The sequence below is a fragment of the Sphingomonas sp. P4_D12 genome (assembly GCF_056401895.1).
Genome location: NZ_JBFUIL010000003.1, coordinates 223824 through 236737, shown reverse-complemented (window position 1 = coordinate 236737; position 12914 = coordinate 223824). Strand labels below are relative to the sequence as shown.

At 66.8% G+C, this 12914-nt stretch carries 13 protein-coding genes and 1 pseudogene; 5 read left to right on the top strand and 9 right to left on the bottom strand.

Annotated elements, in window-relative coordinates:
• Positions 1–19: 19 nt before the first annotated feature.
• Together AC1DSD_RS07075 and AC1DSD_RS07070 are read right to left on the bottom strand one after the other, a co-directional pair.
• Complete coding sequence (locus AC1DSD_RS07075; RefSeq protein ID WP_478029234.1) at positions 20–1207, bottom strand: molybdopterin molybdotransferase MoeA; 1188 nt, start codon at positions 1205–1207, stop codon at positions 20–22.
• Between the two features lie 62 nt (positions 1208–1269).
• On the bottom strand, positions 1270–1749 hold the full coding sequence (locus tag AC1DSD_RS07070; protein WP_478029233.1) for a hypothetical protein: 480 nt from the start codon (positions 1747–1749) through the stop codon (positions 1270–1272).
• 196 nt (positions 1750–1945) lie between these two features.
• Here AC1DSD_RS07070 and AC1DSD_RS07065 point away from each other — a divergent pair, with 196 nt between their 5' ends.
• Complete coding sequence (locus AC1DSD_RS07065) at positions 1946–2371, top strand: hypothetical protein (protein ID WP_478029232.1); 426 nt, start codon at positions 1946–1948, stop codon at positions 2369–2371.
• Positions 2372–2397: 26 nt separating this feature from the next.
• Here the strand turns inward: AC1DSD_RS07065 and moaC are convergent.
• The 4 genes and pseudogenes from moaC to AC1DSD_RS07045 all read right to left on the bottom strand — a co-directional run.
• Positions 2398–2718 (bottom strand): annotated as a pseudogene (moaC, locus tag AC1DSD_RS07060) (cyclic pyranopterin monophosphate synthase); the annotation flags it as partial.
• Between the two features lie 108 nt (positions 2719–2826).
• Positions 2827–3615, bottom strand: a complete 789-nt coding sequence (gene trpC / locus AC1DSD_RS07055) for an indole-3-glycerol phosphate synthase TrpC (RefSeq protein WP_478029231.1) — start codon at positions 3613–3615, stop codon at positions 2827–2829.
• Positions 3612–4607, bottom strand: coding sequence for an anthranilate phosphoribosyltransferase (gene trpD / locus AC1DSD_RS07050; RefSeq protein ID WP_478029230.1), 996 nt, complete (start codon positions 4605–4607; stop codon positions 3612–3614). Before trpD ends, trpC begins: the two co-directional genes overlap by 4 nt.
• On the bottom strand, positions 4604–5188 hold the full coding sequence (locus tag AC1DSD_RS07045; protein WP_066824862.1) for an anthranilate synthase component II: 585 nt from the start codon (positions 5186–5188) through the stop codon (positions 4604–4606). Before AC1DSD_RS07045 ends, trpD begins: the two co-directional genes overlap by 4 nt.
• A 143-nt stretch (positions 5189–5331) precedes the next feature.
• Between AC1DSD_RS07045 and AC1DSD_RS07040 the strand changes: the two genes are divergently transcribed.
• Entirely contained in the window at positions 5332–5754 is a 423-nt protein-coding gene (locus AC1DSD_RS07040) for a hypothetical protein (RefSeq protein WP_478029229.1), read from the top strand.
• 3 nt (positions 5755–5757) lie between these two features.
• Here the strand turns inward: AC1DSD_RS07040 and AC1DSD_RS07035 are convergent, their stop codons facing one another.
• Positions 5758–7266, bottom strand: coding sequence for an anthranilate synthase component I family protein (locus tag AC1DSD_RS07035; protein ID WP_478029228.1), 1509 nt, complete (start codon positions 7264–7266; stop codon positions 5758–5760).
• Between the two features lie 4 nt (positions 7267–7270).
• On the bottom strand, positions 7271–9247 hold the full coding sequence (locus tag AC1DSD_RS07030; RefSeq protein ID WP_478029227.1) for a peptidylprolyl isomerase: 1977 nt from the start codon (positions 9245–9247) through the stop codon (positions 7271–7273).
• Between the two features lie 121 nt (positions 9248–9368).
• Between AC1DSD_RS07030 and tpiA the strand changes: the two genes are divergently transcribed.
• The 3 genes from tpiA (at position 9369) to AC1DSD_RS07015 (ending at position 11373) form a co-directional block, all read left to right on the top strand.
• Positions 9369–10121, top strand: coding sequence for a triose-phosphate isomerase (tpiA, locus tag AC1DSD_RS07025; protein WP_478029226.1), 753 nt, complete (start codon positions 9369–9371; stop codon positions 10119–10121).
• Positions 10118–10675, top strand: coding sequence for a cupin domain-containing protein (locus AC1DSD_RS07020; RefSeq protein WP_478029225.1), 558 nt, complete (start codon positions 10118–10120; stop codon positions 10673–10675). The genes tpiA and AC1DSD_RS07020 overlap by 4 nt, the downstream gene beginning before the upstream one ends.
• Before the next feature lie 65 nt (positions 10676–10740).
• A complete protein-coding gene (locus tag AC1DSD_RS07015; protein WP_478029224.1) occupies positions 10741–11373 on the top strand; it encodes a DUF937 domain-containing protein in 633 nt (210 codons plus the stop codon).
• Between the two features lie 134 nt (positions 11374–11507).
• Here AC1DSD_RS07015 and AC1DSD_RS07010 read toward each other — a convergent pair whose 3' ends face one another.
• A complete protein-coding gene (locus AC1DSD_RS07010) occupies positions 11508–12896 on the bottom strand; it encodes a leucyl aminopeptidase family protein (protein WP_478029223.1) in 1389 nt (462 codons plus the stop codon).
• Positions 12897–12914: the final 18 nt, after the last annotated feature.

Below are 12914 nucleotides of genomic sequence, written 5' to 3'. Positions count from 1 at the left end.
CGGAACGTTGCGGATCAAGTCAAGCGAGCGGCAAGATGTCCACAGTATCGCCGATCGCGGCTGGCGGCGCGTGCGGCGGCCGCACGATCAGACACGTCGCGCGCGCCAGTGTGGCGAGCATCGAACTGTCCTGCATGGCGGCGGCCGAGACGCGGCCGTCGACTAACGTTCCGCGCAGATAATCCTGGCGGTGGTCGTTGGCGGGAAGCGGGTCGGCGAGTTCCGCGCGGAGCATCCGCGGCAACGGATTCGCCGCGCCGGCCATCGCGGCGATCAATGGCCGCAGGAACAAGGTGGCGGTGACGAATGCCGATACGGGGTTGCCTGGCAGACCCAGCATTATCGCCTCGCCGAGGCGCCCCGCGAGCATCGGCTTGCCCGGCCGGATCGCGATGCGCCAGAAATCCACCTCTCCACCTGCCGCTTCGAGCGCCGGGCGTACCAGATCGTGATCGCCGACCGAGGCGCCGCCAGTCGTGACGATAATATCGGCATTCGCGCCGGAGAACGCCGCGACGAGCGCGTCGAGCCGGTCGGGGAGGATCCCTGCTACAGTCACGTCGACCGGCAGATCGGCGAGCATCGCCGCCAGCATCGCGCTATTGCCTTCAGGGAGTGCCAGCGGATCGTCGCTGGCCGTGCCGGGCGCAATGAGCTCGTCGCCCGTCGCCAGGATGGCGATGCGCAGGCGGCGATTGATGTTGAGCGCACCATGCCCGCCGGTCGCCGCGAGCGCGATGGCGGCCGGTGTCAGGCGCATACCGGCGCCGATCAGCACCGCGCCCCGCTCGAAATCGAGACCCTTGCGCCGCACGCTCATGCCGCGGCGCGGTGGTCCCTCGCCGGCGAGGAGCAGCTTGCCGCCGGCGCGCTCGGCCTCTTCCTGGACAAGCACGCTGTCGGCGCCCGCGGGCATCGCCGCGCCGGTGAATATCCGCACCGCCTCGCCGCGCTCCGTCGCACCGCCAAAGGCGCGCCCCGCCGCGCTTTCGCCGATCACGCGCCAGGGGCCGGGCAAGTCGTCGAACCGGATCGCATAACCATCCATCGACGACAGATCGGCGCCGGGCTGCGCACGCAGGGCGATGACGGGCTCGGCGGTCCAACGCCCGGCTGCCGAGGTCAGTGGCATACGCTCGGTCGCGACGCGTGGTGCCATCGCAAACAGGCGCGCCTGGGCATCGGCGACGAGAAGCAGCGAGGTCATCCTTGACGCCATGCCACAGCCCGTGGCGCTTTCGCCAGCGGTTCGCCGCGCGGCGMACCCCGTCAGCCCGCCGGATGCGGCTTGACGCCCGACCAGGTCCAGGCCTTGATCTTCCAGCCCGCTTTGCCCTTTGACAGCACGAAGGTCATCTCGCCTTCCTCGGCAATCCGCGCGCCCTTTTCCCGGTAGGCATAGACCGTCGGAATGATGACATAGGCCCTGGCACCGTCGATTTCGCGGCGTGTCGGGGCGCCATATTTGACCGATCCGTCGGATATTCCGGTCGCTTTCGCGTGCTTGTCGTAATCGGCCGCCCATAGCTGCGGCGCCTTGGGGCCAATCCAGAGGTGCGGCGCGAATTCGTCGATGATCGACACGTCGCCCTGCACGTAAGCGGCATAAGCCGATTTGGTGTCGCCGGTGTTGAAGCCGTCGATGAACTGACGAATCGGTTTGGTCAGTTCGCTATCGGCGGCGGGCGCGGCGGCCGTAATCGGCGCGATCAACAATACCGCAAGCGGCAGCAGAAACAGTTTTTTCATTGGCTTCCCCCCTCGGAATGCACGCAAGCGTGAGCCTGGCGAGACGGGTGGTCAACGCGCGCCGGACAAGACGCTGTGATCTTCCGGAATAGTCCGGTCGTTCAGGGCTTCCGCCGGTCACCCCGACTTGCCGCGAGTCTCGGAGAGCAGGCCGGCTGGCCTTTCGTGCTATGACACAGGATGGGGGATTTGGCTGATGGGCTTCATCGCGGGTTTTTTCCGGTGGCTTTGGACATTGGCGCGGATCGTCTGGCCGTTCGCCGGCTCGGGGCAGATGTTCCGCGGCGCGGGGACGTTGTGGACGTTCCTGTTCCTTCTGCTCTGCATCGTCTTCGCCGTCGCCTGGATGTTCGGCATCTCGCCGTCCGAGTTGAGCGCGTGGTTCGATGCGCATGGCGCGACATTGAACTGGATCGGCGGCTGGCTGTGGCGCCTGTTTTGGGGCGCGGTATTGGGGTTGTGCGGTCTGGTCCTGTTCTCGGTCGGGCTCGAGTTCTTCGGCGCGCGCGCGGCGGATGCGAAGGACACGCCGCGCGACGTCAAAGGCGGATGCTGCGGGCTGATGTTCGTCGTGGTGGCCGGCTATATCGCCTGGATCGCGATAACGATGCCGCTCGACTAGGGCGCCTGCCAGTCGCCCGACTTGCCGCCATCGACCGAAAGGTCGATGGCGGCGCTGGTGATCGGGAGTGGGTGGCACAGCGGGATCAGCTCGCCGGTGCGCTTGGCGGCCATGATGCCGGCGATCCGTGCGGCGGCGAGCACGTCGCCTTTAGGAACGTCGCCCGCGCCGATCGCGGCTGCCGCTTCACGAGACATCGATATGCGTCCGGTTGCGATCGCTCGGCGCTCGGTTTCCAGCTTGCCGGAAACGTCGACCATTCGCGCCGCGCCGGTTTCGTCGAGGTGGGTAAGATTCCCCTCCCGCTCGCGGGAGGGGTTAGGGGAGGGAGTGTCGGCCTCGGGCATTATCGAGACATGCCCTCCCAAGCTTGGGTGAAGCAAGCCCCCGGCTTGCTTCAGGCCGTCCGGGGGACGGCCGGCCCAAGCTTCCCCTCTCGCAAGCGGGAGGGGAGATTAGGCCCCCAGCAGCTCCTTGGTCGCCGCGGCGATATTCTCCGCCCGCATCAGGCTCTCGCCGACTAGGAAGCAGTTGACGCCATGTGCGCGCATGGCTTCGAGATCGGCGCGCGAGGTGAGGCCGCTTTCGGCGACGAAGGTGCATCCCGCCGGCGCCTTGCCGACCAATTCATAAGTACCAGCGAAGCTGATCGAGAAATCGCGCAGGTCGCGATTGTTCACGCCGATCAGTCGCGACTTTAGCTTGAGCGCCCGATCGAGTTCCTTCTCGTCATGGACCTCGACCAGAACGTCGAGCCCGCAATCGATCGCCGCGGCCTCGATCTCGGCCATCCGCGCATCGTCGAGCGCGGCGACGATGATCAGGATCGCGTCGGCGCCGAGCGCACGGCTTTCATGCGCCTGCCACGGATCGATCATGAAGTCCTTGCGCAGCAGCGGCAGCGGCACGGTCTCGTGGATCAATGCGAGATAGGAATCGTCGCCCTGGAAATATTGCTCGTCGGTCAGCACCGACAGGCAAGTGGCACCGCCCTTGAGATAGGCGAGCGCGTGTGCCGGCGGATCGAAGTCCTCACGGATCACGCCCTTGGACGGGCTCGCTTTCTTGACCTCGGCGATCAATGCCGGGCCGCTCTTCGCCTTCTTGTCGAGCGCCTTTCTGAACCCGCGCGGCGTGTCGCGGCGGCTGATCATCGCTTCCAGGCTGGCGAGCGAGGTGGTCGCTTTCTTCGCCGCCACTTCGGCGCGCTTGGTTTCGAGAATACGGTCGAGGATATTGGTCATTTATAGGCGATCCAGCAATCGAGCAGCGCGTTGGCAAGACCCTTGTCGATCGTCTCCGCAGCTTCCTCGGCGCCTTCGGTGAGCGTGTCGGCGGCGCCTGCGACGACCAACGCGGCAGCGGCGTTGATCAGCACCGCGTCGCGATACGCGCCGTGCTCGCCCTGGAGCAATCGGCGCAGCGCCGCGGCGTTATAGGCGGGGTCGCCGCCATGGATCGCCGCGATTGGATGGCGCGGCAGGCCGGCATCCTCGGGGGTGATATGCGCGGGCAACGACAATCGGCCGACGCTGACCGCGACGGTCGGACCGGCGCCGGACACCTCGTCCAGCCCTTCCTCGCCCGACACGACCAGCGCCGCTTCGGTGCCGAGCTGCTCGAGCGCCTCGGCATAGGTGTCGGTGTAATCGGGCCGCGCGATGCCGATCAGCTGGCGCGTGACGTGCGCCGGGTTGGCGAGCGGACCCATCAGGTTGAAGATCGTGCGCCGTCCGATCCGGCGGCGGATCGGGGTGATGCGCTTCATCGCCGGATGATGGTTGGCGGCGAACAGGAAGCAGATGCCGAGATCGTTGAGCGTCGCCTGGGCGAGCGCCCCGGCACGTTCCATGTCGAGCCCCAGCACCTCCAGCGTGTCGGCGGCGCCTGCCTTGGAGCTGGCGGCACGGTTGCCGTGTTTGGCGACGGGTACACCGCTGGCAGCGACCACTAAGCTGACGGCGGTCGAGACGTTGAGCGTGTGATGGCCATCGCCGCCGGTGCCGCAGACGTCGATCGCATTGGTCGGCGCGTCGATCGGGATCAGCCGGGCACGCAGGGCACGCGCGGCCTCGGCGATCTCGATGCTAGTCTCGCCACGGTCGGTCAGTGCGATCAAGAACTCGGCGATCGCGTCTTCGGACGTCTTGGCGTCGAGAATGTCGGCGAATGCCTGTGCCGCCGATTCGCGCGACAACGGAGCCGATGGATCGGGCAGCGGCACAAAGCTGGTCACGCCAGCGCCTTCGCCTTCAGCCCGGCAAGCTCGAGGAAATTGGCGAGAAGTTGATGCCCATGTTCGGTGGCGATGCTCTCGGGATGGAATTGCACGCCATGGATTGGCAAGGTTGCGTGACGGAACCCCATCACGAAGCCATCCTCGGCGCGGGCATTGACGATCAGTTCGGCCGGGACATCCTCGACCACCAGCGAATGATAGCGGGTCGCCTGGAATGGCGAGGGCACGCCCTTGAACAACCCGGTCCCGTCATGGGTGATCGCCGACGTCTTGCCGTGCATCAGCCCGCCGCGAACGACATGCCCGCCGAAATGCTGGCCGATCGACTGATGCCCCAGGCACACGCCGAGCAGCGGCCGTCCGGCGTCGGCGGCGGCGGCGACCAGATCCAGGCTGACTCCCGCTTCGTTGGGCGTGCAGGGGCCGGGCGAGATCAGGAACGCCTCGGCGTTGCTTGCCAAGGCGTCGCGCGCGGTCAACGCGTCGTTGCGCACGACCTGAACATCCTGTCCGAGTTCCATCAGATAATGGACCAGGTTCCAGGTGAAGCTGTCGTAATTGTCGATCACCAAAATCATTGCCGCCCGCTAGCGCGTTCGCTGCACCGCGACAATCGTCGTTGCGCCCTCGTTTCGCCGTGTTTCGGCCTGCCAAGCGCTGGAATGATACGGGATCGATCCTATCTGGGGGGCGTTGAAGTGCCCAAAGAAAGGTCGCACCGATGATCCGTACCGCGTTCGCAGCCCTGGCCTTGCTTGCCGTGCCCATGGGCGCAATGGCGCAGGACAAGTCCGATAAGCAGGCCGATACCGGCCAGCCCGTCAAACGGATTCGCTCGGTGGTCGTGGAACCCGACCAGAAATGTCCGCCGTCTACCGGAGACGAGATCGTCGTGTGCACGACGGTCGACGATCCCTATCGCATCCCCAAGGCGCTGCGCGGCGCCGGACCGATCCCGCCCGCGCGGCAGAGTTGGGTCAATCGCGTTGCGGCCGATGAGCAGACCAGCCGCGAGGCCGCGGGCCTGCCCGATACCTGCTCGCCGGTCGGGTCGGGCGGTCAAACTGGCTGCGCGCGGTCGGCAGCGCGGGCCTGGGCGGCCGAGCGCCGCGCCAAGGCCAACGGCCAGTCGGACGACCAGTAGAGCCTATTGCCCAAAGCGAGCGTCGCCCGCCCGGGCGATCGCCTCGCGGGCGGCGGCGAGCAGCGCGCCCGCTTTCGCCTCGCACTCGCGCTGTTCGTAGACCGGATCGCTGTCGGCGACGATGCCGGCACCGGCCTGGACATGCATGACGCCGTCCTTGACCACCGCCGTCCTCAGCACGATGCACGAATCCATCGATCCGTCGGGCGAGAAATAGCCGACCCCGCCGGCATAAGCGCCGCGCGCCTCGTGCTCGAGCTCGGCGATCACCTGGCAAGCGCGAACCTTGGGCGCGCCTGATACCGTCCCGGCGGGGAATCCCGCGAACAGCGCATCGACCGCGTCCTTGCTGCCGTCGAGTTCGGCGACCACGTTCGACACGATGTGCATCACATGGCTGTACATCTCGATCGTATAGCTGTCGGTGACCTTGACCGTGCCCGGCGAGGCGACGCGGCCGGCGTCGTTGCGGCCGAGATCGAGCAGCATCAGATGCTCGGCCCGTTCCTTGGGATCAGCGAGCAGCGAGCGGCGATTCTCTTCGTCCTCGGTCGCCGATTTGCCGCGCGGGCGCGTGCCGGCGATCGGGCGGATCGTCACTTCACCGTCGCGCACGCGCACCAGGATTTCGGGACTGGAGCCTGACAGCGCGAAGTCGGGCAAATCGAGGAAATAGAGGAACGGCGAGGGGTTGACCCGGCGAAGCGCGCGGTAGAGCTCGATCGGTGGCAGTGCGAAGGGCGCGGTGAAACGCTGCGCCAGGACGACCTGAAAGATATCGCCCGCCGCGATATAGTCCTTCGCCTTCAATACCATGTCGCGATACGCGCCGTCCGGCAGCACCGGGGTCAGCGCGACATCACTCGGGTCGCCGCGCGGCGCCGCCGGGATCGGTGCGTTCGCCAGCTTGGCGGCGACGCCATCGATCCGCTCCTCGGCAAGAGCCAGCGCTGCCTCGGGCGTGAGCCCGCTATCGGGCCAGAGCGGCGCAACCAGAAACAATTGATCGGCCAGCCGGTCGAAGATCAGCACCGTGGTCGGCCGCACGAAGATCATATCGGGCAGGCCGAGCCCGGGATCTGCGGGGCGGGGCAAGTCCTCGACCAGTCCAACGGTCTCATAGCCGAAATAGCCGACCAGACAGGCGAGCGCGCGCGGCAGTTCGGGCGGAACGTCTTCCATCCGGCACGAGGCGACGAGTGAGCGGAACGCCGCCAGCGTGGGATCCGCGCAGGGCTCGAACGCGGCGCGATCGGTCAGCCAATGGCGGTTGATCGCCGCGCGCTCGCCGTCCGCGCGGAACACCAGATCGGGCGCGAGACCCAACAGGCTGTGACGTCCGCGCACCGCGCCGCCCTCGACCGATTCGAGCAGAAAGTCGCCCCGCCCGGGCTCGATCAGCTTGAGTGCCGCGGCGACCGGCGTCTCGGTGTCAGCGACCTGACGCCGCCAGACGAGGGCCGGACGTTCGGCCGCGAGCGCGGTCAGCGCGGCATCGGCTCCTTCGATCATCGCCTTATTGCGGCTGGTCGCCGCCGTCGCTGCCCTGACCGAGCAGGTCGCGGCGCAGCGCGGTAATTGCGGCGTCGTTCTTCTTTACGCCGACCTTGTTGCGCACAGCGCTGGCGAATTGCTGGCGATATTCGTCGCCCATGCTCGCGCCGAGATCGCCGCGCATCTTGTCGATCAACTGGGCGTTGCCGGCGGCATTGCCCTTGTCGATCGAGTCCACGACGATGACGAACCAGCCACCCTTGTACGGCGCCTCGACCAGCGACGCGCTGCCCTTGGGCTTGCTGAACAGCAAGACGAGCGGGGCAGGCGGCTGCTTGGTCGCGAACAGCTGGGCGCGATTGGCCGACATCGGCTTGGTCGCATCGAGCTTGATGCCCGATTCGGCCATCGCCTGGGCGAGCGGGACGCCTTTGTTGACTTTGCCGGTGATCGCGTTGGCGACGTCGCGCGCCGCCTTGACCTGGCGGTCGATGACGACGTCCTTCTTCACCTGGTCGGCAATCGTCGCCAGCGGCTGTGGGGCGGCCGGAATGACCTTGTCGAGCTTGGCAACCGCGAAGCTGCCGTCCTGGCCGTACGGCACCAACTGGGGATCGTCGTCGGCCTCGGACTGGAAGGCGAGCTGATAGAGCGTCGTCTGATTGGGATCGGGCTTGACCGGAGTCGCCGCTGTCGGATCGGTGCCATTGACGGTCAGCGGCGTCGTCGCCTGGACGGTCAGGTTGAGCTTGGCTGCGATCTGATCGAGCGTCTGGCGATTGGTGATCGCATCCTCGATCTGGTCGCGAAGGGTCTGCGCAATGGCCGCCAGTTTCTGGTCGGTGAGTTCCTTGACCAGCTCGGGCTTGGCCTGGTCGAGCGTTTTGCCCGCGACCTTGGTGATCTTGTCGAGATGCGCGACCACCCAGCCGAGCGGCGTCTTGACCGGACCGATCACCGCCCCTTGCGCGGCGCCGAACACCTGGTCGGCCAAAGCGGGCGTCGCCTGGCCGGCATAAGCGGTCTTGTTGACGTCGTTGACCGCTGCGGCCTCAAGCCCCAGCGCCTTGGCCGCGGCCTCGATCGCCGTGCCGGCGCGAACTTTGGCCGCGAGATCGGCCGCCGCTTTCTGGTCCTGCAACACGACCTGCTTCAGCGACCGGTTCTCGCCCGCGTCGAACTTCGCCTTTTGCGCCTGATAGGCCTTGGCGATTTCGTCGTCGGTCGGGGTGGCGCGCTTCTTGAGCTCGTCGAGCGTGATCAGCGCATAGCGGGCCGAGCGGCGCTCGGGAATCGTATAGCGCGCAAGGTTGCGGGTGTAATATGCGTTCGCTTCGGCGTCGGTGACCGGCGCGCCGGCGGGCATTTTCTTGGTATCGACGAAGGCGACGGTGCCGTTGCGCTTTTCGAGCAGCATCGACGCGTAGGAGGTTGCGACGCCCGCGGGACCCTTCAGCTTGTCGGTCGCGTTCGCCGCGATCGGACCGAGCATCAATTGGGTCATCAGGTCGTGGCCCATCTGATCGTGGAATTGCTGGTCGTTGGACTTCAGCATCGCCAGCAAGCGGTTGTAATTGTCCTTGTCGAACTTGCCGTCGAGCCCGCGGACGCCGGGGATATTCGCGATCTGATTGTCGATCAACGACTTACCGACGCGGATGCCCTGGCTGTGGCCGAATTGCTCCATCGCCATCGAGGTCAGCCGGCTTTCGAGCGGGCCATCGAATCCGCCGCGACTGATGAACTCCGCCATGGTGAGCTGCGGCGCCTGATTGCGGTACATGTTGAGCATGCCGTCGGTGGCATTGCGCAGATCGGTCACCGAGACAGTATCGTTGCCAACGGTCGCGGCGGTCGCGGCGTTTTGCCCGCCCAGCGCGTTCGACCGCAGGCCGGTGACGTCGCCCAGCCCGAACGCCACGCCGATCAGGCCGACGATGATCAGCGTGACGAGCGCGCCGATGCGCGAAAAGATGATCTTGCGAATGAAAGTGAGCATGGGGGCCGATCGTTGGTCCTGAAAACGAGCCGCCGCTTTAGGGTCCGCCGAGCCATGCATCAAGCGCAACGCTTGCACGTGCCACCGCGAGCGCTATCGGGGAGCGAAAGCGGGAGGAAACATGACACGGCGCAAGCTGATCGCGGGCAATTGGAAAATGAACGGCAGCCTGGCGACGCTCGCCGAGCTCGACGGCATCGCGGCCGCCGCCGCCGCGGCGCCGGGAGTGGATGTTGCGGTTGCCGTCCCGGCTACCCTGATCGCGCCTGCGCATGCACGCCTGCCTTCCCTCGCGATCGGGGCGGAGGACGTGCACGAGGCGGATAGCGGCGCGCATACTGGCTGCATCTCAGCCCCGATGGTCAAGGAAGCCGGTGCTGTCTTCACCATTGTCGGCCATTCCGAACGCCGCGGCGACCAGCACGAGACTAGCCACGACGCCTATATGAAGTCCTCGGCGGCGCACCGTCACGGATTGGGCGTCATCCTCTGCGTCGGCGAAACCCAGGCCGAGCGTGACGCGGGCCGCGCCGAACGCGTGGTCCAAGCGCAGATCGAGAAATCCTTGCCCGACGATGCGCGTGCCGACTGGCTGACGCTTGCCTATGAGCCGCGCTGGGCGATCGGTACCGGCCGCACGCCGACGATGGAGGAGATCGCGGCGATGCATGCGATCGCGCGAGCCAAGTTGCGCCAGATGATCGGCGACCCGGCGCTCGACGTGCGGATTCTCTACGGGGGATCGGTGACCGGAACGAATGCCGGCGAGATCCTCGCGCTCGACAATGTCGACGGCGCCCTGGTCGGAGGCGCCAGCCTGACCGCGGACAAGTTCGTCCCGATCATCCAGGCCGCCAAGGCTCTGTCAGCATGAGCGATACGCCGCTACCGGCGCCACGCCGCGTTGTCACCGCGATTGACGCGGACGGGCGCTCGTACATCGCCGAGGACGGCGCCAGCCCAGCCGAGTTCGTCTTGCCCGGCTCGACCTATCGCAGCACCAATATGTGGCGGACGCATGCGGCACCGGGCGCGATCGACGCGCCAGATGACATTGCCGAGCATCGCGGCGTGCTGCCGCCGAGCAGCGGCACCGTGCTGCGCGTGATCGACTTCCCGCCGATCGGCGACGCGACGCCGGAACAGCGCGCCGCGATGGTCAAGGCGGTGTTCGCCGCGCTCTATCCCGATGCCGATCACCACGAAGGCAGCACGCGCTCGGCGAGCATGCACACCACCGATACGGTGGATTACGCGATCGTGCTGCACGGTGAGATCGTCGCGGTGATGGATCGTGACGAGACGATCCTGCGCGCAGGCGACATCCTGATCCAGCGCGGGACGCCGCATGGGTGGGAAAACAGGTCGGACCACCTTGCGCGCATTGCTTTCGTATTGATCGACGCGGTACGCTCCGCCACCGCCTGATTGCGGTAGGTTTGCGTCGGAATCCGAACTAGCTTGGTGACCTTCCTCTTCAAGGAGTCGCGGCAATGGATATTCTCGGACAGCTTCTACAGCAGGCGACAGGCGCAACCGGCGGTGACGCCGGCGCGGCACCACAAGTCGATGTCGGCGCGCTCGCGCAGCAATTCGGGCTGACCCCCGACCAGGCCAATGCGGCGGTCGGCGCCTTGTTGCCGGCGGTCCTCGGCGGATTGAAGAAGGTCGAACAGGGCGGCGGGCTCGGCTCAGTCGCCGACATTGCCGGCGCGACCACATCGCCGGCAACCGACACCGATGCCGGCAATGCCGTGCTCGGCCAGATTTTCGGATCGAAGGACGTCAGTCGCTCGGTCGCGACCGCCGCCTCGGCGCAAACCGGGATCAGCGACACGATCATGAAGGCGATGCTGCCGATCGTCGCCGGGCTGGTCGCGCAACAAGTATCTAAGAAGATGGGCGGTGGCGTGATGGGCGGGATCGCCGCCAGCGTCCTCACGTCGATGATCGCGGGCGGCGGCGGGAGTGCTGCTCCCGTTATCCCGGCGGCACCCGCCGCGGCGCCGGCCGGCGGCATCTTCGGCAGTCTCGGCGGGCTGGCATCGATGCTCGATGCCAATCACGACGGCAATCCGCTCGACGATATCCTGGGCATGGTGCGCGGCGGGGGGCGGCCGGCCTGACGGATTCTCTATTCACGCCTCCCCGGCGAAGGCGGGGGCCAGTTGCAACGCCTTATGTTGGATAGGTGCCGCCTAGCCAATTGGTCGCGGTGACGCTGGACCCCGGCCTTCGCCGGGGAAGCGTAGAAACGACATTAGCCTCCGTAGCGTTTCTTGAGCATCGCCCAGGCTGCGCGCACGCCCAGGGCATCGCCGCCCTTGGGACGTCCCGGCTTGGCGGTCGGGCGCCAGGCGAAGGTATCGAGATGCGCCCAGGGCACACCTTCGGGCGCGAAGCGGCGCAGGAACAGGGCAGCGGTGACGGCGCCGGCATAGCCGTTGTCGGGGGCGTTGATCAGATCGGCGATGTCGGACTTGAGATATTCGTCATAGCCGTCCCATAACGGCAGCCGCCACAACGGGTCGTGGACCGTGGTGCCCGCCTCGATCAGATCGGCGGCCAGCACCTCGTCGCTGATGAAGGTGGCGGGCAGATCGGGACCGAGCGCGACGCGCGCCGCGCCGGTCAGCGTAGCATAGTCGATCACCAGTTCGGGCTTCGCTTCGCCGGCCTTGGTCAACGCATCGCCGAGCACCAGCCGCCCTTCGGCATCGGTGTTGGTATTCTCGACCGTCAGTCCCTTGCGCGTCCTGAGCACGTCGCCCGGGCGGAAAGCATCGGCCGAAATCGCGTTCTCGACTGCGGGGATCAGCACGTGCATGCGAATGGGCAGTCGTGCGCCCATGATCAGATTGGCCAGCGCCAGCGCATGCGCCGCGCCGCCCATATCCTTCTTCATCAGCCGCATGCCGCTCGCCGGCTTGATGTCGAGCCCGCCCGAATCGAAGCACACGCCCTTGCCGAGCACGGCAACGCGCGGATGTTTGGGATTGCCCCATTCGATCTCGATCAAGCGCGGCGCGCGATGCTTGGCGGCGGCGCGGCCCACTGCGTCGATCATCGGATAGCCCGTCGCCAGCGCATCGCCGCGCGTGACCGTCAGCGTCGCATCGAACGTCTTGGCGAGCTTCGCCGCTTCGGCCTCGAGCTCGGCCGGGCCCATGTCGGACGAGCCGAGATTGACCAGGTCGCGGACCAACGCGGTCGCCTGCGCGAGCCTGACCGTTTCGTCGATCGCCGCGGGATCGCTGGTCAGCAGGACGCGCGGCCCGCTGTCCTTGTCGGGCTTGGTATATTTGTCGAAGCGATGCTGTGCGAGCAGCCAGCCGAGACCCGCTGCACCCAAATCGCCGCTCTTCAGTCGATACGTACCTTCGGGCAGGAAATCGGGCTGGGACGCGATACGCCATGGCGACGTCGCGGCTTCGTCGCAGACATGCAGTACCGACCAATCCTCGGCGCCCTCGCCGGGAAGGATCGCCTTGTTCCCAGCCTTACCGGTCGCCCGGGCAGCGGTGAGCATCGCCCGCACGCGCGGCGGTTGCGCGGCCAGCCAATCGGCGAACCCGTCGGGATGGACGACCTCGATCGCGCGGGCGGACTGGCCGCGATCGGGCTGGAGGAGGGCGGCGAAGTCGGTCATGTGGCGGTCTCGTCGGGA

What these genes read in the sequence shown, in the direction of transcription:
- AC1DSD_RS07040 (WP_478029229.1), top strand. Translation starts at nt 5,332, where the DNA reads ATGATCCGTACCGCGTTCGCAGCCCTGGCCTTGCTTGCCGTGCCCATG.
- AC1DSD_RS07070 (WP_478029233.1), bottom strand. Translation starts at nt 1,749, where the DNA reads ATGAAAAAACTGTTTCTGCTGCCGCTTGCGGTATTGTTGATCGCGCCG.
- AC1DSD_RS07045 (WP_066824862.1), bottom strand. Translation starts at nt 5,188, where the DNA reads ATGATTTTGGTGATCGACAATTACGACAGCTTCACCTGGAACCTGGTC.
- trpC (WP_478029231.1), bottom strand. Translation starts at nt 3,615, where the DNA reads ATGACCAATATCCTCGACCGTATTCTCGAAACCAAGCGCGCCGAAGTG.
- tpiA (WP_478029226.1), top strand. Translation starts at nt 9,369, where the DNA reads ATGACACGGCGCAAGCTGATCGCGGGCAATTGGAAAATGAACGGCAGC.
- AC1DSD_RS07035 (WP_478029228.1), bottom strand. Translation starts at nt 7,266, where the DNA reads ATGATCGAAGGAGCCGATGCCGCGCTGACCGCGCTCGCGGCCGAACGT.
- AC1DSD_RS07020 (WP_478029225.1), top strand. Translation starts at nt 10,118, where the DNA reads ATGAGCGATACGCCGCTACCGGCGCCACGCCGCGTTGTCACCGCGATT.
- AC1DSD_RS07030 (WP_478029227.1), bottom strand. Translation starts at nt 9,247, where the DNA reads ATGCTCACTTTCATTCGCAAGATCATCTTTTCGCGCATCGGCGCGCTC.
- AC1DSD_RS07015 (WP_478029224.1), top strand. Translation starts at nt 10,741, where the DNA reads ATGGATATTCTCGGACAGCTTCTACAGCAGGCGACAGGCGCAACCGGC.
- AC1DSD_RS07010 (WP_478029223.1), bottom strand. Translation starts at nt 12,896, where the DNA reads ATGACCGACTTCGCCGCCCTCCTCCAGCCCGATCGCGGCCAGTCCGCC.
- AC1DSD_RS07065 (WP_478029232.1), top strand. Translation starts at nt 1,946, where the DNA reads ATGGGCTTCATCGCGGGTTTTTTCCGGTGGCTTTGGACATTGGCGCGG.
- AC1DSD_RS07075 (WP_478029234.1), bottom strand. Translation starts at nt 1,207, where the DNA reads ATGACCTCGCTGCTTCTCGTCGCCGATGCCCAGGCGCGCCTGTTTGCG.